Annotated in this window: 19 protein-coding genes and 4 tRNA genes; 12 read left to right on the top strand and 11 right to left on the bottom strand. The window is 70.3% G+C overall.

Annotated features, from left to right (window positions below; genetic code table 11):
• Nucleotides 1-193: 193 nt before the first annotated feature.
• Nucleotides 194-994, top strand: coding sequence for a sterol carrier family protein (locus ACIOEW_RS13965; RefSeq protein ID WP_401963958.1), 801 nt, complete (start codon nt 194-196; stop codon nt 992-994).
• A gap of 37 nt (nt 995-1031) precedes the next feature.
• The gene (locus tag ACIOEW_RS13960; protein WP_401963956.1) at nt 1032-1871 is read left to right on the top strand and encodes an META domain-containing protein; all 840 of its coding nucleotides are present in this window, start codon (nt 1032-1034) and stop codon (nt 1869-1871) included.
• 23 nt (nt 1872-1894) lie between these two features.
• Here the strand turns inward: ACIOEW_RS13960 and ACIOEW_RS13955 are convergent, their stop codons facing one another.
• Complete coding sequence (locus ACIOEW_RS13955) at nt 1895-3358, bottom strand: sulfatase-like hydrolase/transferase (RefSeq protein ID WP_362540386.1); 1464 nt, start codon at nt 3356-3358, stop codon at nt 1895-1897.
• A 432-nt stretch (nt 3359-3790) separates the two neighbouring features.
• On the bottom strand, nt 3791-3883 hold the full coding sequence (locus ACIOEW_RS13950) for a putative leader peptide (RefSeq protein ID WP_362540389.1): 93 nt from the start codon (nt 3881-3883) through the stop codon (nt 3791-3793).
• Between the two features lie 702 nt (nt 3884-4585).
• Here ACIOEW_RS13950 and purF point away from each other — a divergent pair.
• Nucleotides 4586-6112: an amidophosphoribosyltransferase gene (gene purF, locus ACIOEW_RS13945; protein WP_362540392.1), complete on the top strand. Its 1527-nt coding sequence runs from the start codon at nt 4586-4588 to the stop codon at nt 6110-6112.
• A gap of 60 nt (nt 6113-6172) precedes the next feature.
• Nucleotides 6173-7246: a phosphoribosylformylglycinamidine cyclo-ligase gene (gene purM / locus ACIOEW_RS13940; RefSeq protein ID WP_362540395.1), complete on the top strand. Its 1074-nt coding sequence runs from the start codon at nt 6173-6175 to the stop codon at nt 7244-7246.
• Between the two features lie 182 nt (nt 7247-7428).
• Here the strand turns inward: purM and ACIOEW_RS13935 are convergent, their stop codons facing one another.
• Together ACIOEW_RS13935 and ACIOEW_RS13930 are read right to left on the bottom strand one after the other, a co-directional pair.
• The gene (locus ACIOEW_RS13935) at nt 7429-7686 is read right to left on the bottom strand and encodes a DUF3073 domain-containing protein (RefSeq protein ID WP_362540398.1); all 258 of its coding nucleotides are present in this window, start codon (nt 7684-7686) and stop codon (nt 7429-7431) included.
• Between the two features lie 358 nt (nt 7687-8044).
• Nucleotides 8045-9148, bottom strand: a complete 1104-nt coding sequence (locus ACIOEW_RS13930) for a Leu/Phe/Val dehydrogenase (protein ID WP_401963952.1) — start codon at nt 9146-9148, stop codon at nt 8045-8047.
• A gap of 174 nt (nt 9149-9322) precedes the next feature.
• On the opposite strand from ACIOEW_RS13930, the gene ACIOEW_RS13925 reads away from it, so the two are divergent.
• Together ACIOEW_RS13925 and bldC are read left to right on the top strand one after the other, a co-directional pair.
• On the top strand, nt 9323-10168 hold the full coding sequence (locus ACIOEW_RS13925; RefSeq protein ID WP_401963950.1) for a hypothetical protein: 846 nt from the start codon (nt 9323-9325) through the stop codon (nt 10166-10168).
• Between the two features lie 512 nt (nt 10169-10680).
• Nucleotides 10681-10887, top strand: a complete 207-nt coding sequence (gene bldC / locus ACIOEW_RS13920; protein WP_003949541.1) for a developmental transcriptional regulator BldC — start codon at nt 10681-10683, stop codon at nt 10885-10887.
• A gap of 515 nt (nt 10888-11402) precedes the next feature.
• On the opposite strand, the gene ACIOEW_RS13915 is transcribed toward bldC, so the two are convergent.
• The 3 genes from ACIOEW_RS13915 to hrpA form a co-directional block, all read right to left on the bottom strand.
• A complete protein-coding gene (locus ACIOEW_RS13915; RefSeq protein ID WP_401963948.1) occupies nt 11403-12143 on the bottom strand; it encodes a DUF6274 family protein in 741 nt (246 codons plus the stop codon).
• 138 nt (nt 12144-12281) lie between these two features.
• Nucleotides 12282-12356 (bottom strand) — tRNA-Asp (locus ACIOEW_RS13910).
• 115 nt (nt 12357-12471) lie between these two features.
• Entirely contained in the window at nt 12472-16404 is a 3933-nt protein-coding gene (gene hrpA, locus ACIOEW_RS13905) for an ATP-dependent RNA helicase HrpA (protein WP_401963946.1), read from the bottom strand.
• Nucleotides 16405-16590: 186 nt separating this feature from the next.
• Between hrpA and ACIOEW_RS13900 the strand changes: the two genes are divergently transcribed.
• From ACIOEW_RS13900 to ACIOEW_RS13890, 3 genes are all read left to right on the top strand, one after another.
• On the top strand, nt 16591-16923 hold the full coding sequence (locus tag ACIOEW_RS13900) for a hypothetical protein (RefSeq protein WP_362540413.1): 333 nt from the start codon (nt 16591-16593) through the stop codon (nt 16921-16923).
• A 64-nt stretch (nt 16924-16987) separates the two neighbouring features.
• Entirely contained in the window at nt 16988-17911 is a 924-nt protein-coding gene (locus ACIOEW_RS13895; RefSeq protein ID WP_401963944.1) for a DsbA family protein, read from the top strand.
• Complete coding sequence (locus ACIOEW_RS13890) at nt 17908-18819, top strand: cytochrome c biogenesis CcdA family protein (RefSeq protein WP_401963942.1); 912 nt, start codon at nt 17908-17910, stop codon at nt 18817-18819. The genes ACIOEW_RS13895 and ACIOEW_RS13890 overlap by 4 nt, the downstream gene beginning before the upstream one ends.
• A 38-nt stretch (nt 18820-18857) precedes the next feature.
• On the opposite strand, the gene ACIOEW_RS13885 is transcribed toward ACIOEW_RS13890, so the two are convergent.
• The 4 genes from ACIOEW_RS13885 to ACIOEW_RS13870 form a co-directional block, all read right to left on the bottom strand.
• Nucleotides 18858-18934: transfer RNA gene (locus ACIOEW_RS13885), tRNA-Phe, on the bottom strand.
• Between the two features lie 22 nt (nt 18935-18956).
• A tRNA-Asp gene (locus tag ACIOEW_RS13880) sits at nt 18957-19031 on the bottom strand.
• Nucleotides 19032-19067: 36 nt separating this feature from the next.
• A tRNA-Glu gene (locus ACIOEW_RS13875) sits at nt 19068-19140 on the bottom strand.
• Nucleotides 19141-19317: 177 nt separating this feature from the next.
• The gene (locus tag ACIOEW_RS13870) at nt 19318-20883 is read right to left on the bottom strand and encodes a metallophosphoesterase (protein WP_401963940.1); all 1566 of its coding nucleotides are present in this window, start codon (nt 20881-20883) and stop codon (nt 19318-19320) included.
• A gap of 85 nt (nt 20884-20968) precedes the next feature.
• Here ACIOEW_RS13870 and ACIOEW_RS13865 point away from each other — a divergent pair, with 85 nt between their 5' ends.
• From ACIOEW_RS13865 to ACIOEW_RS13855, 3 genes are all read left to right on the top strand, one after another.
• The gene (locus tag ACIOEW_RS13865) at nt 20969-21319 is read left to right on the top strand and encodes a metallopeptidase family protein (protein WP_206309567.1); all 351 of its coding nucleotides are present in this window, start codon (nt 20969-20971) and stop codon (nt 21317-21319) included.
• Nucleotides 21320-21572: 253 nt separating this feature from the next.
• The gene (locus ACIOEW_RS13860) at nt 21573-22145 is read left to right on the top strand and encodes a hypothetical protein (protein WP_401963938.1); all 573 of its coding nucleotides are present in this window, start codon (nt 21573-21575) and stop codon (nt 22143-22145) included.
• Nucleotides 22146-22386: 241 nt separating this feature from the next.
• The coding region (locus tag ACIOEW_RS13855; RefSeq protein WP_401963936.1) for a DEAD/DEAH box helicase at nt 22387-24421 on the top strand (2035 nt) is incomplete at its 3' end.

Raw genomic sequence — 24421 nt, 5'->3', positions numbered from 1 at the left:
TGCCTGGCCTGAGCCTGCCCGCGCGTGACGCGTGCCTGACCCGCCCCTGCCCCGACCCTGGCCCTCGCCTGTCGGTTCGGACCTGACCGGTGCCTGTCGGGATCCGGGCCCGTCGCCGTCTCTGACGCGCTCGGGGCCGGCTCGGGTATCTGCCTTGTGCCGGGTCAGCGGATGACGCCTTAGGCTCCCCTCCATGCCTCCGTCCCAGAAGCGCGCCCGCCGCTACGACCCGGTCAGGACCCGCGCCGCGATCATGGCGCAGTTCGCCCATGTCCGGGCTGCCGTACGCACTCTGACGCCCCAGCAACTGGAGGCGCCGAGCGGACTCGGCGCGTGGACGGTGCGTGACCTCACCGTCCACGTGACCATGGCGCTCTCGCACGTCATCAGGAACCTGGAGCTCCCCGAACCGGCCCTCGCCAAGCCCGAGGTGACCTTGTCGGAGTGGCCGTTCTCCACGGCAGGGCGGGCCGGCCGGATCGCCGACGACACCGTGGCGCTTGCCGCCGCGCACCCCGATGTGGACACCCTGTACGGAGAGGTGGCCGACCGCTTCGAGGCGCTGGTGCCGGGTGCTCCCGAGGACCGCCTGGTGGCCACTCGGGTCGGTGCCATGCGGCTCGGGGACTTCCTGGTCACGCGCACCGTGGAGCTCGTCGTCCACACGTACGACCTCAACGAGGCGACCGGTCTCGGCGTCCCGTACGACCGTCAGGCGCTCGCCGCCTGCACCCGGCTGCTTGCCGACGCCCTGGCGGAGAAGGCGCCGGGGGGCTCGGTCGAGGTACGGGTCCCGCCCTTCGCGGTCGTCCAATGCGTTCAGGGCCCCCGGCACACGCGCGGCACGCCGCCCAACGTGGTCGAGACCGACCCGCTCACCTGGATCAGGCTCGCCACCGGGCGTACCTCCTGGGCGCGGGAACTCGACGCTGCCAAGGTCAGCGCCAGTGGAGAACGGGCGGACCTGGCCGCACTGCTGCCGCTGATGGGGTGACGGGAACCGGAACGCCGGTTCGGACCGTCCCATGGCCATGCACCGTCAACGCCTGGCTGTCAGCGCCCTCGCCCTCGCTGCTCTCGTAGCCCTTGCCGCCTGCGGCACGGTGACGGGCCCCGGCTCCGCCGGCAGCGACGGGCGGGGTACCGGCACCGGTACCGGTGCCGTACGGGACGACTCGCCCCTCACCGGAACCCGCTGGGGGGTCGAATCGGTGACCGTCGACGGCCGGCGGTCCGCCGCCCCGGCCGGCGCTCATGTCGAGATCGACGCCAACGGGCGGGCAAGCGGGAACTACGGCTGCAACCGGTTCACCGCCGAGGTCCGGCTCGACGGCGACACGCTCACCGTCGAGCCGGGCACGACCACCGAGATGGGCTGCGAGCAGGACATCCGCCAGTTCGAGACCCTGCTGTCGCGCGCGTTCAGCGGCAAGCTCACCGCTGTTGCCACGGACAGCGATCTCACCCTGACCACGGTGAACGGTGACACCATCACCCTCACTGCCCGGCCCCCTGCCCCGCTCACCGGAACCCGCTGGCGGATCACCTCCCTGGTCTCCGGCCCGACCTCCTCCTCCCTGCCCGCAGGTACGGAGAACAAGGCCCACATCACGTTCGGCGAGGACGGCACAGTCCACGGCACCCTCGGCTGCAACAGCTTCCGCGGCGCCGCGGACGTCTCCGGCTCCACCATCGCCTTCGGCCCGCTCGTCACCACCCGCAAGATGTGCCCGGACCCCGAGATGCGGCTGGAGCGCGCGCTGCTCGCCGTGCTCGACGGGAAACGGACGGCTTACCGGCAGGTCCACCGCACGCTGACCCTCACCGCGCAGGACGGCGAGGGAATCGCGGCCTCTGCCCCGGAGGAGTAGGGGCAGCGGGCGCGGCAGGGGAATCAGGAGGACTTCGGATACGGCAGCAGGCCGGCGTCCGTCCGTTCCCAGGCCGCACGCAGTTCGGCCAGAAGCTCCGGTTCGGCGGCCGCCCGGTTGGCCTGCTCCCGCTGGTCGTGCGCCAGGTTGAAGAGCTGATCCGCCCCGCCCTTGCCCCGGTAGTACTTCCACTCGCCGCGGCGCAGCGCACGCTCCCCACGCACCCGCCAGAACAGGTCCCGCTCCTTCGGCTGCTCGCCACGCAGCAGGTACCCGGCCAGGCTGACGCCGTCCAGCGGGTATGCCGGATCGGGCCGGGCGCCACCGAGCTCGAGCAGCGTCGCCGTCCAGTCGGGCGAGAACAGAGGCAGACCGCTCACCTGGTGCGGATCGATCCTGGCCGGCCAGCGCAACACGGCCGGGACCCGGATGCCGCCCTCCTGGAGGGAGCTCTTGTTGCCGGAGAGCGGCCACTGGTACGAGAAGCGCTCACCGCCGTTGTCGCTGGCGAAGAAGACCAGGGTGTCCTCCTCCTGCCCGGAGCGCTTCAGCGCCTTCAGCACCTCGCCGACCGAGCGGTCCAGGTCCTCGACCATCTCCTTGTACTTGGCGACCGAGCCCCCGTCGGCATGGAACAGCCCTCCGAGCCCGCCCTCCTTGATCTTGCGGACGATCTCGGCGCTCTCGGCCGTGTCGCCCTCCGCGATCCAGGGCCAGTGCGGGGTGGTGAAGTTGAGGTTCAGCAGCCACGGCTTGTCGTGGTCGCGCTGTACGTACTCGCTCGCCCGCTCGGTGAGGATGCGGGTGTAGTACCGAAGGTCCTTGTACTCGGCATCGCCCTCGTAGAGGTCGTACTCGCCGCCGAGGCCGAGCTTCGAGTAGTACTCCAGCGCCCCGCCGAAGTTGCCGAAGAACTCGTCCCAGCCCGACTTGGTGGGGCTGTAGTCCGGCAGATAGCCGCAGTGCCACTTGCCGATCAGCGCGGTCGCGTACCCGGCACCGCGCAGCAGCGAAGCGAGGGTCGGATGGGTGGGTTCGAGGCCGGCCGAGCGGTCTGCGATGGGTTCGGCGAGGCCGCCCTTCGTACGCCCGGGGTAGCGGCCGGTGTACAGGCTGAAGCGGGTCGGTGAGCAGGTCGCGGACCCGGCGTAGGCGTCGGTGAACCGCACGCCCTGCCGGCCGAGCCGGTCCAGGTTCGGGGTGTGGATGTCCGGCGAACCGTAGGAGGAGAGGTCGGCCCAGCCGAGGTCGTCCCCGAGGATGAAGAGGATGTTGGGCCGCCGAGCGTGCCGGCCCCGGGCCGCCCGGAAGGGTTGCTCGTGCGCCGCCGATTCCGCCGACTCCGCCGGTGAGGCGGCGGCGGGCGCGGCGGGCAGCCCCACCGCAGCGGTGGCGGCCGTGGCGCCGACAGCGACCCCGAAGGCACGCCGCGTCAAAAGATTACTGGAACTGTTGTTCGAATCGGAAGGGGTCTCAACTGCTGACATGACTGCTCCAGGGCGGGATCGGCCGCGCAGGGTGACGGAAGCGAAGAGGACCGTCATGCCTGCCGGCAACTGGCAACTGGGGTAGGACGCGGATGCGGAGGCGTACGGAACCGGATGCCGGCCCGGAGACGTACGGAACTGGCTATCGCCCCCGGACGCTCACTGGGCCGGACTCCTACGGGCCGGCCGGACAGCTGCGGACGTGCACGAGGCGCAAGGGTGCGGGGGGATGCCTGGGCCGCGGCGGACGCCAGGGGCGCGGAGCGCACCTGGCGCGAGGGGGCCGCAGCGCGACTGAAGGTCGGGCGCCGGACGACGGGACCGGATGGCGGATGACGAAGCCGGACGGCCGAGGGCGGAGCCGGGCGGCCTCAGAGGCGGCCGGGGCAGCGGGGGAAGGGGGGAGTGGAGCCCTCGCGTGCGCCGAAGAAATCAGGCGCGACGACAGATGGCGCTCGAGACACGTCCCAGATCGACGTGACGGCGCTCCACGAGCGTGACCGTGTGATCACCGAGGGGCTGCATGGGGCAGGAGCCTGCCAACGAGTCATGCGCCTGTCAACGCCGGTCTCGCACTCCGGACGGTCCCCTGCCGTCGGCCGGCGCCTTCACCGGATGCCGCAGGAACGCCGTCCGGCCCCCCGACGCGGTCTTCGCCCGCCGCCGCCAGGGCTTCGCCCGTGCGCCGCCGTAAGCGTGTCGCCTAGCGCCACAGGCATGTCGCCCGCCGCCAGGTCTCGCCCGAGCGGCAACCATCTCGACACCGCAAGCATCCTCCACACCGCAGGCATCCCCACACCGCAGCCATCTCCACGCCGCAGCATCTCGCCCAGCGCCGCAAGGGTTTAGCCCAGCGGTCACAAGTGGTTCGGCCAGGCGTCACAAGAGGTCTCATACCGGTCCTCCTGTCGACCGCCCGGTGTGAGGCTCACCACGAAACGAGCGTTCGGCCACCCCGTGCGGGGCCGTGAGGAGGCACCTCACGGAGTGCCACGAACCTGCCCGGACGCCCCACCCCACCGTGGCCGGAACCCGTCGGTAACCAGCCGGTGATCCGGGCGGCGACTGCCCCGACGCGGCTACGACCGGTCGTCCGGCCTCGGACGGCGTTCACTCCGCGTCACCGCTCGGTGCGGCTGCGGAGAGGGCTGCGAGGGCGCGTCTTCCGCAGTCCGAGGGGGCGTCCCCAATTCGGACCAGTGGTCGATCTCGCCTACACTCGGTGGCGTGCCTCGTGGTGATGGACGACTCAACCACGACCTGCTCCCCGGAGAGAAAGGCCCCCAGGACGCTTGCGGCGTCTTCGGTGTCTGGGCTCCGGGCGAAGAGGTCGCCAAGCTCACCTATTTCGGACTGTATGCCCTGCAGCACCGTGGACAGGAGTCCGCGGGCATCGCAGTGAGCAACGGGTCCCAGATCCTGGTCTTCAAGGACATGGGACTGGTCTCGCAGGTCTTCGACGAAACGTCTCTGGGATCGCTCCAGGGCCATATCGCGGTCGGTCATGCCCGCTACTCCACCACCGGTGCCTCGGTGTGGGAGAACGCGCAGCCGACGTTCCGTGCGACCGCGCACGGCTCGATCGCCCTGGGTCACAACGGCAACCTGGTCAACACGGCCCAGCTCGCCGAGATGGTCGCCGACCTTCCGCGCAAGGACGGTCGCGCCACCCAGGTCGCCGCGACCAACGACACCGATCTGGTGACCGCGCTGCTCGCCGGCCAGACCGATGCGGACGGCAAGCCGCTGACCATCGAGGAGGCGGCCACCAAGGTGCTTCCCGAGGTGAGGGGCGCCTTCTCCCTCGTCTTCATGGATGAGCACACCCTCTACGCGGCCCGTGACCCGCAGGGCATCCGCCCGCTGGTTCTCGGCCGGCTGGAGCGCGGCTGGGTGGTGGCCTCCGAGTCCGCCGCCCTCGACATCTGCGGCGCCAGCTTCGTCCGTGAGATCGAGCCGGGCGAGCTCGTCGCCATCGACGAGAACGGCCTGCGCACCTCCCGCTTCGCAGAAGCGAAGCCGAAGGGCTGCGTCTTCGAGTACGTCTACCTGGCCCGCCCCGACACCGACATCGCAGGGCGGAACGTCTACCTCTCCCGCGTGGAGATGGGACGCAGGCTGGCGGCGGAGGCCCCGGTCGAGGCCGATCTGGTCATAGCGACACCGGAATCCGGCACCCCCGCCGCGATCGGTTACGCGGAGGCCAGCGGAATCCCGTTCGGCGCCGGACTCGTCAAGAACGCCTACGTCGGCCGGACCTTCATCCAGCCGTCCCAGACCATCCGGCAGCTGGGCATCCGCCTCAAGCTGAACCCGCTCAAGGAAGTCATCAAGGGCAAGCGACTGGTGGTCGTCGACGACTCGATCGTCCGCGGCAACACCCAGCGCGCACTCGTCCGGATGCTCCGCGAGGCCGGAGCGGCCGAGATCCACATCCGGATCTCGTCCCCGCCGGTGAAGTGGCCCTGCTTCTTCGGTATCGACTTCGCCACCCGCGCCGAGCTGATCGCCAACGGCATGTCCGTCGACGAGATCGCCACGTCGATGGGGGCCGACTCGCTCTCGTACATCTCGCTCGACGCGATGATCGAGGCGACGACGATCGACAAGCCGAACCTGTGCCGCGCCTGCTTCGACGGCGAGTACCCGATGGAGCTTCCGGACCCGGAGCTGCTCGGCAAGCAGCTGCTGGAGACCGAGCTGGCGGCAGGCCCTGCGGCGACCGCAGCGGCCGACGCGCTGCGCCGTCCGTGATCCGGACCGTTCGGCAGCCTTCCCACCAGCCCCGTATTTCCACACGAAAGATCCCAGGCAATGTCTGAGACAACAGGTGCTTCCTACGCGGCAGCGGGCGTCGACATCGAGGCCGGCGACCGCGCCGTAGAGCTGATGAAGGAGTGGGTGAAGAAGACGCAGCGCCCCGAGGTCGCAGGCCTCGGCGGCCTCGGCGGCTTCGCCGGACTCTTCGACGCCTCGGCCCTCAAGCGCTTCGAGCGTCCGCTGCTCGCCTCCGCCACGGACGGTGTCGGCACGAAGGTCGACCTCGCCCGCCAGATGGGCGTGTACGACACCATCGGCCACGACCTCGTCGGCATGGTCGTGGACGACCTGGTCGTCTGCGGTGCCGAGCCGCTCTTCATGACCGACTACATCTGCGTCGGCAAGGTGCATCCCGAGCGTGTCGCGGCCATCGTGAAGGGCATCGCCGAAGGCTGCGTGCTGGCAGGCTGCGCCCTGGTCGGCGGCGAGACCGCCGAACACCCCGGCCTGCTCGGCCCGGACGACTTCGATGTCGCCGGCGCCGGTACGGGCGTGGTCGAGGCCGACCGGCTGCTGGGCCCGGACCGTATCCGCAAGGGCGACGCCGTCATCGCTATGGCGTCGTCCGGCCTTCACTCCAACGGGTACTCGCTCGTCCGCCACGTCGTCTTCGACCGGGCGGGCTGGACGCTGGACCGCCAGGTCGAGGAGTTCGGCCGGACACTCGGCGAGGAGCTTCTGGAGCCCACCAGGATCTACTCCCTGGACTGCCTGGCCCTGACCCGCACGACCGATGTGCACGGCTTCAGCCATGTCACCGGCGGCGGTCTGGCCAACAACCTGGCCCGGGTCATCCCGGCCTCCCTCCACGCGACGGTGGACCGCTCCACCTGGACGCCCGGCGCGGTCTTCGACCTCGTGGGCAAGGCCGGTCAGGTCGAGCAGCTGGAGCTGGAGAAGACGCTCAACATGGGCGTCGGCATGATCGCGATCGTCCCCGCCGAATCGGTGGACGCCGCACTGACGACCCTTGCCGACCGCGGGGTCGACTCCTGGGTGGCGGGCGAGATCACGGACCGTGGCGCGCACACGACGGGCGCGGAGCTCGTGGGCACGTACGCGCGCTGAGCGCGGCAGCGGTCCTGCGGACGCGCTCACCCCGGCGGCGAGCGAGCTGCGGAAAGTCGAACGGAATGCCGGGCGGGCCGAAAGGTCCGTCCGGTTGCCGGAAGCCTCGTCGGCTCCGGACCGGGACAGCACAGAACCCGGTCCGGGACAGGCCCGGACCGGGTTGATGTGTCAGCGCGAGGTCAAGCGCCGCGGCGCTGTGACGACGGACCGGACTGATCGCCCTCGTCCTCGTCATCGTCGTCGTTGTACTGATCCGCGTACTGTGCGTACGGGTCATCTTCCTCGTCGTCGTCCTCGAACGGCTCTGCGTTCGGTGGTTGACTCGAAGGTGATGCGCCCAGCTCATTGGCCAGACGCGACAGATCAGTCCCGCCGCTGCTGTACTTCAGCTGACGGGCGACCTTTGTCTGCTTGGCCTTTGCCCGGCCGCGCCCCATGGCTCGACCCCCTCGGTGACGGGGCTCGACGGCCCCAGAGTCTTGACACGCGTTCATGTTTCAGAACGGACTCTCGGCAGAGAGACCGTGCCCGTAGTGCTTTAACGGTACCTGCTTCCGCGGCCATACGGTACGCCGCCCGCGTCACGTGCCCCGGAAGAGGACCCGCGAGGAGCGTGTCCTCGCTGGTCAACTGCGATTTTAACCTCTTATTGGCATGCGACCCGCCGACCGGAGTGAGTCTTGTCTCGCCGGTCGGCGGGCGGGCAGGCCGTGCGCCGGCATGACGCCCTGTAGGGCTGTCGGCGCACTCGGCTACGGCCGGCGGTGCGTTCGGCCGGGCCGGCGGCGCACTCGGCTACGGGCGCACTGAGCCGCGGCGGGCTTCCGCCATCCGGTGCTCGGCGATCCGGTCGGCGGCGGCGGCCGGCGGAATGCCATCGTCATTCGCACGCGCAAAGATGGCCAGGGTCGTGTCGAAGATCTTCGACGCCTTCGCCTTGCACCGGTCGAAGTCGAAGCCGTGCAGCTCGTCCGCGACCTGGATGACACCGCCCGCGTTCACCACGTAGTCGGGTGCGTACAGGATCGAACGGTCCGCCAGGTCCTTCTCGACGCCCGGGTGCGCGAGCTGGTTGTTGGCCGCGCCGCACACCACCGACGCGGTGAGCACCGGAACGGTGTCGTCGTTCAGGGCGCCGCCGAGTGCGCACGGCGCGTAGATGTCCAGACCCTCGGTACGGATCAGCGCCGCGGTGTCGGCCGCGACGGTGACCTCGGGGTGCTTCTCCGTGATCCGGCGCACGGACTCGTCCCGTACATCCGTGATCACGACCTCGGCGCCGTCCGACAGCAGGTGCTCGACGAGGTGGTGGCCCACCTTGCCGACGCCCGCGACCCCCACTTTCCGGCCACGCAGCGTCGGGTCGCCCCAGAGGTGCTGGGCCGAGGCCCGCATGCCCTGGAAGACGCCGAACGCGGTGAGCACGGAGGAGTCGCCTGCGCCGCCGTTCTCGGGGGAGCGGCCGGTGGTCCACCGGCACTCGCGCGCCACGACGTCCATGTCGGCGACGTACGTGCCGACATCGCAGGCCGTCACGTAGCGCCCGCCGAGCGAAGCCACGAAGCGGCCGTAGGCCAGCAGGAGTTCGTCGGTCTTGATCTGCTCGGGGTCACCGATGATGACCGCCTTGCCGCCGCCGTGGTCGAGACCGGCCATGGCGTTCTTGTACGACATGCCGCGCGCCAGGTTCAGGGCGTCCGCGACGGCCTCGGCCTCGGAGGCGTACGGGTAGAAACGGGTACCGCCCAGGGCCGGGCCCAGTGCGGTGGAGTGGATGGCGATGACGGCCTTGAGGCCGCTGGCAAGGTCCTGACAGAGCACGACTTGTTCGTGGCCCCCCTGATCCGAATGGAACAGGGTGTGCAGTACATCGACAGGCGCGCCGGTCACATCGGTCACTGTGGTGACTCCCAAGTACGAAGCGGCGGAGGGCCCTACTGAAGGTGGGGAGGGCCCGGGCGGACCGGCACACCCGGTCCGTCCGGGCAAGAGCGTAATTCCTCGGAGCACGCAGATCTGTTCCAGTGCCGAGGATCACCCCCTGCAGGAGTACGGGCGTGACACGATCGCTGCATGTCGGTGGTGTCTTCAGTGCTCGTCCCTTACGCGTCCTACCTCCGGGTGTACGAGCCACTGGCGGCCTTCCCGGAGGCTGAACGTGCCCACTGGGCCCGCTATGCGGGCCGCGGGCAGATTCCCACGGCCCAGGACGAACTGCGTCGTTCCCTGGCCGACTTGGCGGCGACCCCGCCGGTCGGCGTGCCGGCGCACGAGAGCGCCGACGCGTTCGTCGCCGAGGTGGACGGCGTGGTGTGCGTCAGCCCGTGGCGGACCCGGCTGCGCGGGTGGCTGGCGCTGGACGGGCTGGCGGACATGTTTCCCGGTGCGGTGCTCGACGCGGTGCTGCCGCCGGTGGTGCGCGGGCAGGCCGTGGCCGACCACGAACGGTGGGCGGAGCGCAATCCGGATGCCCGGCCGTGGATCAGGACGGCGGTCTGGCAGGTCCCGGTGCGCTGGTTCGTCCTGTTCTCGGACGAGGAGCGCGAGTACCGGGAGGCGGGGGAGGGCGGCGAGCCGCCCCTGCTGCGTTACCGGACGCCGATGGTCCAGGCGCGGCGCAGGCTGGCCCGGGGCCTGAAGACGCTGCGGGAGTCCATGGACGACGGACCGCTGACCGAGGGGCTGGTCGACGTCGGGCGGTGGCTGGAGGAGTTCCACCCGCGCGCGCTCGTGGAGCTGGACTACGGCGGGCTGGTGCACGCCCTGTCGGCGGAGCAGCTCGCCGGGGACCGGAGCGCCGCGGATGTGGCGCAGGGCATCGCTGCGCTCGGTGCCGGGGACGCCGAGGGGGCCAGCGAGGCGTATGCCCGTCTTGCGGAGCGTTGGAGGGCCGTGAGGGACCGCCAGTTCGCGAACTGATGATCGATGAACCTGTGACCCGTGTGACACGTGAGAGTGAAGAGGCGGAACCGTACCTCAGTGGTCGCGGGACCTACGTCCCGAACCGGGCCTTTGCCTCAAGCGTGATGGATAGCACTTACGGGGCTCTTGCGTCCTTCCCTACTCCTCGTGCCAAAATAGGACAAGGAGTCCGGGGAGGACTCCATCCGTCCAAGTAAGGGCGGAATGCTCGGTATTGCACTCTATGGGGGGTCTGGTGACTCCTGATCGCTCTGTGACTGATCGTCACGGTGGTGTGACTGTCCGCTATGGCATGGTCCATCGGCTTCCGTCGCTGATGAACACCTGGGAGGGCAATTCCATCGGTTTGGCCGACGTGGCTGGACGGATGGTGTAGTTGTAGTGCCGAGGACAAGCCGTTCGTCCTATAACCGACTCGGCCCGCGTCCGCCATTTCGGGCAACGCGGGTCAAGGTGCAGAATTTAGAGGAAAGAACCGAGATGGTTCGGTTCTCCCGAGGAGGCCGCTCATGACCGCTCGCACCCCTGATGCCGAGCCGCTGCTGACCCCGGCTGAGGTTGCCACGATGTTCCGCGTGGACCCGAAGACGGTTACCCGTTGGGCCAAGGCAGGCAAGCTCACGTCCATCCGCACGCTCGGTGGACATCGCCGGTACCGCGAGGCAGAGGTCCGCGCACTGCTTGCGGGTATTCCGCAGCAGCGCAGCGAGGCCTGACATACCCCTGTCGCCGCGTCACAACTGGGCTTCTGGGTCCCCCAACCCACATAGCCCACCCATAGCTCCATATGACGGGCGCCCGCCCCAACGGGCGCCATACCTGTGCCATACGGGTGTCGTCATGAGATCGCGCTGGACTCCGCCGGGTCCAGCGCGATCTTTTTTGTGCGCGCGGCCGACGTCGATGCGGGTCGCCTTCCCGGCGTCCGTCCGCCCGTATTCCGCCACTGGAAACCGGGCGTCCGGTCGGCTCCGGATCGGCCTTGTGAGGGTGCGTTCGTCTCGGTGAGGGGTGTGCGCGCCGACCCCGTGGAGGGTGGATCGGGGTGGGGTGGAGGGTTCCCCGGGGTGCCCTTGCCCAGGGGTGCAATTGCACATATTAAATTCGCCAGTTGTAGGAAGGGTGTAAAGCCACACCTTCTGAAAACTGATTCGGTGACACCCGTCACATCGCATGAGTCTTGCCAAGTGCGAGCCTGCCACTGCGGTGGAGCGGAACGTCAAGCCATTGGTCACGTGGCGGGAGGACTTTCGTCCTGTGCCCATGTGGGGTCGCGCCGGTCACCGAAGCCCATTTCGGCACCGCCGGGGGGCGCCGAGGCGGGTGCGGGGGTGTGACGGGCCGACATCTGCCGGCGGTCGGACCGGCTTACGAGGGCCGCGTCCGACGGCTCAGCGGCCTTGTGCGGGGCTACGGCGCCCGCCACGGGCTCTGCCGTCCGTCCGGACCGCTCTGCCGTCCGTCCGGACCGCGTGGAGGCGGACACGGGCCCCACGGTCTGTTCCGGCGCCCCGGGGGCGATCGAGGGCCCCATGGCCGCTCCCGGCCGAGTGGCGGTGGTCACGGGCCCCGCGGCCCGTCCCAGCCGCGTGGACGCGGTCACGGGCCCGGCGGTCTGTTCCTGCCGCCCGGGGGTCTTCACGGGTCGTGCGGTCTGTTCCAGGGCTTCGGGGGCTGCCGTGGGCTCCGCCGCTCGCTCCGGCGGTCCGGGGGCCGCCGTGGGCTCCATGGCGAGCCGCAGTAACCGTGCGCAGACCGCGCAGTGCCGAGTGAGGTGGCGGTAGCCCGAAGCCGCAGCCAGGTGGGCGCGCAGCAGGGCCCGGATCTCGTGCCGAGGCGTCCGCCTGCGAAGCGGGGCAGGGGCCGGGGCCGGGGCGGGGCCCGGAACCCGGACGGGTGCGACGAAGGCCCCGGCCGGTTCGCGGGGGCCGGACCGGTCCGGCTGCAAGCCCTCGCCCGTGGATACCGCCATCCGCGCCACCTCCCGGTGGATGCGCGCCCCCACCCGGGAAAACCAGGGGCAGCCCTTGGTTTCTGAGTACTCGTCGGCGGACTCCGGAGTCAAGACGCACGAAAGCCCGGATCCAGGGGATCCGGGCTTTCGTTACTGCGGTCCTGACGGGATTTGAACCCGCGGCCTCCACCTTGACAGGGTGGCGAGCACTCCAAACTGCTCCACAGGACCAGGTTTTCGCGGCTGCCTTGCGGCTTGCTGCGAAGACAGACTGTACAGGAGTTCAGAGGGTGCGGTCGACCTCACTCCTGGTGGTGGAGCCGTTACGCGCCCACCAACAGGCGCCCTACGGGGCGGCGGCGTCGATCGCCTTCACGATCCGCTTGTCGGAGACGGGGAACGCGGTGCCCAGGGCATGCGCGAAGTAGCTGACCCGCAGCTCCTCGATCATCCAGCGGATGTCCAGGACCTCCTGCGGAACGGGCCTGCCCTGCGGCAGTTGCTCCAGCAGCCAGGCGTACTCGTCCTGCATCTCGTGGACCTTCTCCATACGCGTGGTGTCGCGCTGGACGTTCGTCGGCATCTGCTGGAGGCGGCGGTCCTCGGCGACCAGGTAGCGCATCAGGTCGGGCAGCCTGCGCAGCCCGGTCAGGGTGACGAACCCGGGCGGCACGAGGCGGGCGAGGTGGTCCCGTACGTCCGTGACGTTGTTGATCAGGACCAGGCTGTTGGTGGCCTTCAGCCGGCGCTCGCAGGCCTGCCAGGCCGCCAGGATCTGCTGGACCTGGCCGATCGTGCGGACGGTCAGGTCCACCAGGTCGGCGCGCACCTTGTCGTACAGCTTCCTGAACGAGGCCTCGTCCCAGGCGGGACCACCGTGGGCGGCGATCAGGCGGTCGGCGGCCGCGGTCGCGCAGTCGTCGAAGAGCGCCTGGATGGAGCCGTGCGGGTTGCGGGACAGGGCCAGCTTCTGCTGGTTCGTCAGCTTGTCCGAGGCGAACTTCGCCGGATTCACCGGGATGTTCAGCAGGATCAGCTTCCGGGTGCCGCGCCACATCGCCTGCTGCTGCTCCGCCTCTGTGTCGAAGAGCCGCACGGCGACGCTCTCACCCTGGTCGACGAGAGCGGGATAGGCCTTCACCGGCTGGCCCGCGCGCCGCGTCTCGAAGACCCGGTCCAGCGTGCCGATCGTCCAGTCCGTGAGCTTTGAGCGCTCGATGGACTCCCCGGACGGCCCGGCGGTCGCCGCGGCGGCCTGGGAGAGGGCCTGACGGGCCTTGGGGCGCAGCTGGACCCGCAGCGCCTCCAGGTCCTTGTCCTCGGCGACCTTGCGGCGCCGCTCGTCGACGACCCGGAAGGTGATCTTCAGGTGGTCCGGGACCCGGCTCAGGTCGAAGTCGTCCGCGGTGACCGGGACGCCGACCATTCGCTGGAGCTCCCGGGCCAGCGTCACCGGCAGCGGCTCCTGCAGCGGTACGGCCCGGTCCAGGAACTTGTCCGCGTAGTTCGGCGCGGGGACGTAGTGCCGGCGGATCGGCTTCGGCAGGGAACGGATCAGCTCGGTGACCACTTCCTCGCGCAGGCCCGGGATCTGCCAGTCGAAGCCCTCGGACGTGACCTGGTTGAGCACCTGGAGCGGGATGTGGACGGTCACGCCGTCGGCGTCCGCACCGGGCTCGAACTGGTACGTCACGCGGAACTTGAGCTTCCCCTGCCGCCAGGAGTCCGGGTAGTCGTCCTTGGTGACGGCCCCGGCCTTCTCGTTGATGAGCATGGAGCGCTCGAAGTCCAGCGCGTCCGGCTCGTCCTTGCGCTTGTGCTTCCACCACGAGTCGAAGTGCGCGCCCGAGACGACGTGTTCGGGAATCCGCTGGTCGTAGAAGTCGAAGAGGGTCTCGTCGTCCACGAGGATGTCGCGGCGTCGGGCGCGGTGCTCCAACTCCTCGACCTCGCCCAGGAGTTTGCGGTTGTCGTGGAAGAACTGGTGGTGCGTGCGCCAGTCACCCTCGACCAGGGCGTTGCGGATGAAGAGATCCCGCGAGGCCTCCTGGTCGATCCGGCCGAAATTGACCTTGCGCTGGGCCACGATCGGTACGCCGTACAGCGTGACCCGCTCGTACGCCATCACCGCCGCCTGGTCCTTCTCCCAGTGCGGCTCGCTGTAGGTGCGCTTCAGCAGATGTCCGGCCAGCGGCTCGATCCACTCCGGCTCGACCCGGGCGTTGACCCGCGCCCACAGCCGGGACGTCTCCACCAGCTCGGCCGACATCACGAACCGCGGCTGCTTCTTGAAGAGCGCCGACCCGGGGAAGACCGCGAACTTGGCGCTGCGGGCGCCCAGGTACTCGTTCTTCTCGGTGTCCTTCAGCCCGATGTGCGACAGCAGACCGGCGAGCAGCGAGGTGTGCACCGACTGCTCGGGAGCGGCAGTACCCGTCGAGGACTCCTCGAGTTCGAGCCCCATCTGCTTGGCGACCGTACGCAACTGCGCGTAGATGTCCTGCCATTCGCGGATGCGCAGGAAGTTCAGGTACTCCTGCTTGCACATCCGGCGGAAGCTGGAGGAGCCGCGCTCCTTCTGCTGCTCGCGGATGTAGCGCCACAGATTCAGGAACGCCAGGAAGTCGGACGTCTCGTCCTTGAACCGGGCGTGCTGCTGATCGGCCTGCGTCTGCTTCTCGGACGGCCGCTCGCGCGGGTCCTGGATGGAGAGCGCGGCGGCGATGACCATGACCTCGCGGACGCAGCCGTTCCGGTCTGCCTCGATGACCATCCGGGCCAGGCGCGGGTCCACCGGCAGCTGCGAGAGCTGACGGCCCAGCGGGGTGAGTCGCTTCTTCGGATCCTTCTCCTCCGGATCCAGCGCGCCCAGCTCCTGGAGGAGCTGCACACCGTCGCGGATGTTGCGGTGGTCCGGCGGGTCGATGAAGGGGAACTTCTCGATGTCGCCGAGACCGGCCGCGGTCATCTGGAGGATGACGGAGGCGAGGTTCGTACGGAGGATCTCCGGGTCGGTGAACTCCGGGCGGGTCAGGAAGTCGTCCTCGGAGTACAGCCGGATGCAGATGCCGTCCGACGTACGGCCGCAGCGGCCCTTGCGCTGGTTGGCGCTGGCCTGCGAGATCCGCTCGATCGGCAGCCGCTGGACCTTGGTGCGGTGGCTGTAGCGGGAGATACGGGCGTTGCCCGGGTCGATCACGTACTTGATGCCGGGGACGGTCAGCGAGGTCTCGGCGACGTTGGTCGCGAGGACGACCCTGCGTCCCGTGTGGCGCTGGAACACGCGGTGCTGCTCGGCGTGCGACAGGCGCGCGTAGAGGGGGAGCACCTCGGTGTGTCTGAGGTTGCGCTTGCCGAGCGCGTCCGCGGTGTCGCGGATCTCCCGTTCGCCGGAGAGGAAGACCAGCACATCGCCCGGCCCCTCCGTCTGGAGCTCGTCCACGGCGTCGCAGATCGCGGTGATCTGGTCGCGGTCGGAGTCCTCGCTGTCCTCTTCGAGGAGGGGGCGGTATCGCACCTCGACCGGATACGTACGCCCGCTGACCTCGACGATCGGCGCCTCGCCGAAGTGGCGCGCGAAGCGCTCCGGGTCGATGGTCGCCGAGGTGATGACGACCTTCAGGTCCGGACGCTTGGGCAGCAGCCGGGCCAGATAGCCGAGCAGGAAGTCGATGTTCAGCGACCGCTCGTGGGCCTCGTCGATGATGATCGTGTCGTAGGCGAGCAACTCGCGGTCCGTCTGGATCTCGGCGAGCAGGATGCCGTCCGTCATCAGCTTGACGAAGGTCGCGTCCTGGTTGACCTGGTCGGTGAAGCGGACCTTCCAGCCGACCGCCTCGCCCAGCGGCGTGTTCAGCTCCTCGGCGATCCGCTCGGCCACCGTGCGGGCCGCGATCCGGCGCGGCTGGGTGTGCCCGATCATGCCGCGGACGCCACGGCCCAGCTCCATGCAGATCTTGGGGATCTGGGTGGTCTTGCCGGAGCCGGTCTCACCGGCGACGATCACGACCTGGTGGTCGCGTATCGCCTCCAGGATCTCGTCCTTCTTCTGGCTGACCGGGAGCTGTTCGGGGTACGACAGGACAGGCATCCGCCCGGCCCGCAGCGCGAGCCGCCCGGACGCCTTCGTGGCCTGGGCCGCGATCTCGTCCAGCACGGCCTGCTGGGCCTCGGGCTTACGAATGCGGCGCGCGCCTTCGAGGCGGCGGCCGAGCCGGTGCGCGTCGCGGAGCGAGAGCTGCCCGAGCTGGGACTGGAGATCGGCAAAGGAAGTAGACATACGGGTCCCAGGATCTCACCCGGGCCCGGGGAACGGCGAACCTATTTCTCGCGGTCTGCGTCACCGGGCCCGTACGGTCGGGGACGCCGCGATCACAGCACGTACCATTCCGGACAGTTGATCTCTCTGCCGAGCCCCCTGCCGGAAGGCCTGTCCACCGTGTCCCGTTCGTCGTGGTGCTGCCTCGTGGCGGCCCTTGCGGTCGTCCTGGGGCTGTTCTGCGGACCGGCGACGGCTTCGGTGTCGACGCCCTCTCCGGGGCCGTCCGTGGCCGTGTCCATGGGCATCGGGCAGGGAGACGGCCTCCCGGGCTGCGGCAGGAAGGGCAAGCACGACGGCACCGAGCCGGCCGTTCCCGGGCGGGCCCGCGCGGCCCACGACCAGGCGCCGGGACTCGCCGAATGGGGCCTGCCCGCGGCCACCGGCCAGGGGGCGTTCCTGCGGCCCGCGCCGATGACGCTGCGCGGACCCGACGCGGCCGCTCCGACCCCGGTGGAACTCTCCGTACTGAGGGTGTAGACGGCCCACCCCCTTCCCTGCCGTCCCTCCTCCCTCCTCCCGCATCACCAGCCCGGAGTTCCGCATGCCCACATCCATGCCCAAGCCGTCCCCGAAGCCGTCGTCCCGGACGTCCCGCAGGAAGCCGCTGATCTACGGCGCCGGGGTCGTCGTAGCAGCCGCGCTGTTCGGTTACGTGTCCTACCGGGCGACCGCCCCCGATTCCCCCGGCGCCCGTTCCTCGTCCTCGGCGGTGGCGGGTGTCACCGCGGACCCGGACGAGGGCGTCTACGCGGAACTGGCGAAGCTCGCCCGGCGTGACGCCGGCGACAAGCTGGCGATGGGCCGGGCGGACGCGCCCGTCGTCCTCATCGAGTACGCCGACTTCAAGTGCGGCTACTGCGGAAAGTTCGCCCGGGACACCGAACCCGCCCTCGTGAAGAAGTACGTCGACAACGGCACCCTGCGCATCGAGTGGCGCAACTTCCCGATCTTCGGCGCCGAGTCCGAGTCCGCCGCGCGCGCCTCCTGGGCCGCCGGGCAGCAGGGTCGCTTCTGGGAGTTCCACCGCGCCGCGTACGCCGATGGAGCGAAGGAGAAGGGATTCGGCAAGGACCGGCTGAAGGCCCTCGCCCGCCAGGCGGGGGTGCCCGACCTCGACCGCTTCGTCCGCGACACGGACGGCTCGGCGGCCGCCGCAGCGGTGAGCAAGGACCAGGAGCAGGGGTACGGGATCGGCGCGACGTCCACCCCGTCGTTCCTGATCAACGGCCGCCCGATCGCCGGGGCGCAGCCGGCGGAGACGTTCACCCGCGCCATCGAGCAGGCGGCGGACCGGGCAAAGAACCTGGGCAGTGCCGGCCAGGAGGACGCCAAGAAGTCCACCGGCCCGGAGAGCACCACATCCCCCGAAGAGAGCTCCCCCGAAGAGAACTCCCGTGCAGAGAACTCCCCCGAAGCGAGTTCCCCCGAAGTGGGTTCCGCAGCTCCCGAGGGCTCCGCGCGGTGACATCGGACATCGGCTACTTCGCCGCGTTCCTCGGCGGGCTGCTGGCCCTGCTCAGCCCGTGCAGCGCCCTGCTGCTCCCCGCCTTCTTCGCGTACTCCATCGACTCCGCCTCCCGGCTGCTCGCCCGGACCGGGATCTTCTATGCGGGCCTGGCCACCACCCTCGTCCCGCTCGGTGCCGCGGGCTCGTACGCCGGACGGTTCTTCTACGGCCATCGCGACGCCCTCGTGCTCGGCGCGGGCTGGCTGATCATCGGGCTCGGCGTCGCACAGATCGTCGGTCTGGGCTTCGCCTCGCGCCGGATCTCCGCACTCAGCGGCCGGATCCGCCCCACGACCGCCCTGTCCGTCTACGCGCTCGGCGCCGTCTATGGCCTGGCCGGCTTCTGCGCGGGACCGATCCTCGGCAGCGTCCTCACCGTCGCGGCCGTCAGCGGCAGCCCGGCGTACGGAGGGCTGCTGCTCGCCGTCTACGCGCTGGGCATGGCGGTGCCGCTCTTCCTGCTCGCGCTGCTCTGGGAGCGGTTCGAACTGGGCCGGAGGGCGTGGCTGCGGGGTCGGGCCCTGCGCCTCGGCCGCTTCGAGCTGCACACCACGACCTTGCTGTCGGGGCTCTTCTTCATCGGCCTCGGCGCGCTGTTCCTCGCGTACGACGGGACGACGGCGTTGCCCGGTCTCCTGAACGTGGACCAGTCCTTCGCCGTGGAGGAGTGGGCCCGGGGCATCGGCGAGCATGTGCCGGACACGGTGCTGCTGGTCGCGGTGGTGGGAGTGGTGCTGCTGGTGCTCGCGGTGCGGTCCGGGCGGGGCCGGGGCGCGAAGGGTGTGGACGGCGCCGACGGCATGGATGGTGCGGACCGCACTGACCGAACCGACCGGGCGAACACCTCGGACCGGAAGGGCGTCTGACACGACGAAGGCCCCGTCCATTGGACGGGGCCTTCGGGTGGTGGCTGGGGCCGGGATCGAACCGGCGACCTATCGCTTTTCAGGCGATCGCTCGTACCAACTGAGCTACCCAGCCACGCAGCTCATACGGGCTGCAGCGGTCCTGACGGGATTTGAACCCGCGGCCTCCACCTTGACAGGGTGGCGAGCACTCCAAACTGCTCCACAGGACCAAGCTTTGTGCGACTAAGTGTCGCACAGGTTGTGCGTGCCCCCAACGGGATTCGAACCCGTGCTACCGCCTTGAAAGGGCGGCGTCCTGGGCCACTAGACGATGAGGGCAGAACTGCTGGTACAGCTTGCTTCCGCGTCTGTCGCCCGAAGGGAAAGTGAAGAAGCGTGCGACTCTGCTTTCCCTCGAGAGGTTCAGCTTCTCCTTCAACCTTTGAGGTTTCAGAACGGTCGAGCCCTGACCGGCGCCCTTGGGCACGTCGGAGACTGTACACGGGGGTTTCGGTGTCAGCCAAACCGAATAGGGGAGGGCGTCGCGTCGGGCCGGCTCTCCTTCGGCAGATGGCGGCTGACCTCGGCGGTCGTCAGGCCGAGGCCGCCCAGGGTGATCTCGTCCCAGGCCTGCAGGCGGCGGGTGGAGCGGTCCAGATAGAGCACCGACGCGAGCACCTGCTCCGGCTTCTCGTTCTGTACGGCACGCAGCCCACCGCCACCCGTGGAACCCTCGACCATCAGCCGGGTGCCGAGCTTCATGAGCTCGTTCTGCCGGTGGTGGACATGGCCGGCCAGGACGAGGGGGACCGTCCCGTCCGTCTGCCGGGCCGCCTCCGGCTCGTGGGCGACGGCGATGTCGGCCGGGGTGCCCGCCCGTCGCTGGTCGCGCAGCGCGGCGGCGAGCCGCAGACCCGCCGCCCGCTCGACACCCTCGGCCTGTTCCGGCCCCGTGCGGTCCGGGGTGAACTGCGGGTCCCCGATGCCCGCCACCCGCAGCCCGCCGACGTTCACCGCGCGGCCCTCGTCCAGCACGTGCACGTTCCTGAACCGCTTGTTCCCCTCCAGGTACTTCTGCGTCACCGCCGAGTCGTGGTTGCCGCGCACCCAGACGTAGGGGGCGCCCAGATCGCTGATCGGGTCGAGGAAGCTGTTCTCCACGGCCGCCCCGTGATCCATCGTGTCGCCGGAGTCGATGATCACGTCGATGTCGTACTGCTCGACGAGCGAGCCGATGATGTGCCACGCCGCGGGGTTGAGGTGGATGTCGGAGACGTGCAGGACGCGGAGCGTGGCGGGGTTCGGGCTGTACACGGGGAGCGTCGAGGTGGCGTCGTACAGCTTGGTGACGTTGGTGACCAGCCGGGCGAGTTCCTGCTGGTAGACGTCGAAGTCGGTGACGATCGAGCGGGCGTCGCCGACGACGGAGGGGGCGCTGGAGAGCAGCCCGGAGAACTTCGGCTCCAGGACCGACTCCGGGTTCCAGGTGGCGTACACCCCGACGCCCGAGGCGGTCAGCAGCGCGAGTGCGAGCCCGCCGGCGGCCAGGGCGCGCCGGGGCCTGCGGTAGACGGCCAGGCCGAGCGCGGTGGCTCCGGAGACGACCGCGACGCAGGAGCGCACGGCGAGCTCGCGGGCACCTGCGCTGACGTCATCGGTGACCTCGTCCTCCAGGCCGGCGAGCCGTTCGGGGTGCTGGACCAGGGCCTCGGAGCGGATCGGGTCGAGGCGGTCGACGTCGACGTCGAGCCGGACCGGGGCGTGGTGCGAGTCCAGTTCCAGGGCGCCGAGCGGTGACACGTTGATCTTGGTGCCGCCGCTGAGGGAGGGCCGCAGGGTCATGGTCGTGTCCATCGGGCCCACGGGCGTACGGACACTGCCGACGACCAGCAGCCCGAGCCAGGCGCCGAACAGCACGACGGCGACCAGGCCCAGCGCGCGGGCCAACGGACGCGGCGAGACGGCCGGCATGCCGCCATGGCGGGGCCGGCTCCCGGACCGGCGGCCGGAGCGCGGGCGGGGGCGGGGGCGGAGGAGGTGCCGGGCGCCGGCTGCTGCGGCACGGAACGGGTCGCGGGCCATTGGGCGCGTATGCCCCGGTGAGGAGGCGGATATGCGCTTCCGGCACACCGGGGCACATCCGGCGGCCGTACGTGACAATGGCGGGGTGCTGGAGATGACGCGGGAAGCGTTCGAGGAACTGGTCGGCGAGGCGCTGGACCGGATCCCGCCGGAGCTCACCCGGCTGATGGACAACGTCGCGGTGTTCGTCGAGGACGAACCGGAGTCCGATGATCCGGAACTGCTCGGGCTCTACGAGGGCACGCCGCTGACCGAGCGCGGTGAGTGGTACGCGGGCGTGCTGCCGGACCGGATCACCATCTACCGGGGGCCGACGCTGCGGATGTGCGAGTCGCGCGAGGATGTCGTCGCCGAGACGGAAATCACGGTCGTGCACGAGATCGCCCACCACTTCGGCATCGACGACGAGAGGCTGCACGCGCTCGGTTACGGGTGAGGGCGGGGCTGCGCGCGCCCGGATGCGGGTGCGGGCGGCGAGATGCTGCGGGCCCGGTCGTGGGTGAGATGCGGGTGCGGGCGAGAGGTCGCGGGCCCGGTTGTGGGTGAGATGCGGCACATCGCGAGGTGTGAATGAGGTGTGCGGGCCTGTCCGGGAGCGTGTCCCCGGTGGGGCGGCAGGAGTTGGGCACAGCGCTCCCGGCTCGTTTCCGTGATGCCTCGTCCTTCCTCGCGCCCCCGGAGGTGCCCCTGTGCGCCAGTTCCCCGTTCCCGTCCGCTGGGCGGCCGTCACTGCGGTGACGATCGCCGCGTCCACCGGCTGTATGAGCATCGGCTCCGACGGGGGGAAACCGGCGCCCTCCCGCTCCGCCGTACCGAAGGGATCGGTGGCCGAGCCGGACGGGTCCACGGTGGCCGGTACCGGCCGGGCCCGTACGGGGGGCGGCGCCGGGGCGCACTCCGAGCGCGAGGGGGGCCGGTCCGCCGGTCCGAGCGCCTCCGCCGCCCCCTCGGGCAGCCCCGGTGCGCAATCCGGCGGGTCCGGCCCGGCGGCGGGCGGCCACCCGGCGACGCCGCTGCCCTCTGCGCCGGGCCCCGGGGTCCCCGAGCAGCCGGAGTCGCCGGCCCCGTCCGACCCGGGACCCGGTACCCCCGAGACCCCGCAGCCGCCGGACCCGCCGGAGCCCGAGCCGGAGCCCTCCGAGCCGCCGCCGGTGCCCTCGGCCTCGCCGGCCGCTCAGTTCCGTAACGGCGCGACGGGAGCGCCGGACGGCGTCTACGCGATGCGGACTCCGGAGGCATCACCGCAGGTGGGACCGGCCTGAAGGGGTGGCCGGCGGGGGGCGGTTTGCGCAATGGGGGGAAGAGTGCGTATGGTTATAGATCGTTTGATCCCATTGCCCGGCGCCGACACAGAAGAGCGCCGTGTGGCGCGTACTCTCCCTTGCCGTGGCTGGACCGCATTGAGGCGGTCGAAATTGCGAAAACACGGAGTTACGGGCGCGTGCCGAGACTCCGGAAGGTTTCGCATTTCGCATGTCAATTTCCAGTTCTGACCACACCGTCATGCCCGAGAACGTCGAGAACAACGTCGAGAGCGCCGAGCTCATCGAGGCCGCAGAGGCCGTCGTTGCCGAGGTCGCCGAGGTCGTGGAGTCCGTCGAGACCGACGCCCCCCAGGCCGAGCAGGCCGACACCGAGCAGGCCGACTCCGCCGCCGACGAGGCGGACGCCGAGCCGACCATCACGTTCGCCGAGCTGGGCCTGCCCGAGGGCATCGTCCGCAAGCTCGCGCAGAACGGTGTGACGTCGCCCTTCCCGATCCAGGCGGCGACCATCCCGGACGCCCTGGCCGGCAAGGACATCCTGGGCCGCGGCCGTACCGGCTCCGGCAAGACCCTCTCCTTCGGTCTGCCGACCCTGGCCTCGCTGGCCGGTGGGCACACCGAGAAGAAGAAGCCCCGCGCGATCATCCTCACCCCCACCCGCGAGCTCGCGATGCAGGTCGCGGACGCGCTGCAGCCCTACGGTGACGTGCTCGGCCTGAAGATGAAGGTCGTCTGCGGCGGTACGTCGATGGGCAACCAGATCTACGCGCTGGAGCGCGGTGTCGACGTCCTCGTCGCCACCCCGGGCCGGCTGCGCGACATCATCAACCGGGGCGCCTGCTCCCTGGAGAACGTCCAGGTCGCCGTCCTCGACGAGGCCGACCAGATGTCCGACCTGGGCTTCCTGCCCGAGGTCACCGAGCTGCTCGACCAGATCCCCGGCGGCGGCCAGCGCATGCTCTTCTCCGCCACCATGGAGAACGAGATCGGCACCCTGGTCAAGCGCTACCTGAGCAACCCGGTCACCCACGAGGTCGACTCCGCCCAGGGCAACGTCTCGACCATGACGCACCACGTCCTCGTCGTGAAGCCGAAGGACAAGGCGCCGGTCACCTCCGCCATCGCCGCACGCAAGGGCCGCACGATCATCTTCGTCCGCACCCAGCTGGGCGCCGACCGGATCGCCGAGCAGCTCATCGAGGCCGGCGTCAAGGCGGACGCACTGCACGGCGGCATGACGCAGGGTGCCCGTACCCGCGTTCTCGAGGACTTCAAGAAGGGCTTCGTCAACGCGCTCGTCGCGACCGACGTCGCCGCCCGCGGTATCCACGTCGACGGCATCGACCTGGTCCTGAACGTGGACCCGGCCGGTGACCACAAGGACTACCTGCACCGCTCGGGCCGTACCGCCCGTGCCGGCAAGTCCGGTGTCGTCGTCTCGCTGGCGCTGCCGCACCAGCGTCGCCAGATCTTCCGCCTGATGGAGGACGCGGGCGTCGACGCGTCGCGTCACATCGTCCAGGGCGCGGGCGTCTTCGAGCCGGAGGTCGCCGAGATCACCGGCGCCCGTTCGCTCACCGAGGTCCAGGCCGACTCCGCGAACAACGCCGCCAAGCAGGCCGAGCGCGAGGCCGCCGACCTGACCAAGCAGCTGGAGCGCATCCAGCGCCGTGCCGTGGAGCTGCGCGAGGAGGCCGACCGCCTGGTCGCCCGCGCCGCACGCGAGCGGGGCGACGACCCCGAGGCCGCAGTGGCCGAGGTCGCCGCCGAGGCGGAGGCCGCACTGCTGGCCGCCACCTCCGTGCCGGAGCAGCAGGCTGCGCGCGAGGAGCGTCGCGACGACCGCGGCAACTTCGAGCGCCGGGACAACCGCGGCGGCGACCGCGGTGGTTACCGTGGCGGCAGCGACCGCGTCGGCGAGCGCAGCGGCCGTCCGGCCGGCAGCAACGGCTACCGCGGCAGCAGCGACCGTCCGTCGTTCCGCGGCAGCAACGACCGTCGTGAGGACCGCCCCGTGGGCGGTGGCTTCCGCTCCGGTGGCGGCGACCGTCGTGACGACCGTGGCGGCCGCTCCTTCGAGCGTCGCGACAACGACCGTCCGTCGGGCGGCTTCAACCGTGACAACGACCGTCCGGCGTTCAACCGCGACCGTCGTGACGAGCGTCCCTCGGGCGGTTTCCGCTCCGGTGGCGGCGACCGTCGTGACGACCGTGGCGGCCGCTCCTTCGAGCGTCGCGACAACGACCGTCCGTCGGGCGGCTTCAACCGTGACA

Source organism: Streptomyces sp. NPDC087901, from assembly GCF_044742205.1.
GTDB lineage: Bacteria > Actinomycetota > Actinomycetes > Streptomycetales > Streptomycetaceae > Streptomyces.
This window is presented reverse-complemented; position numbering and strand designations above follow the sequence as displayed.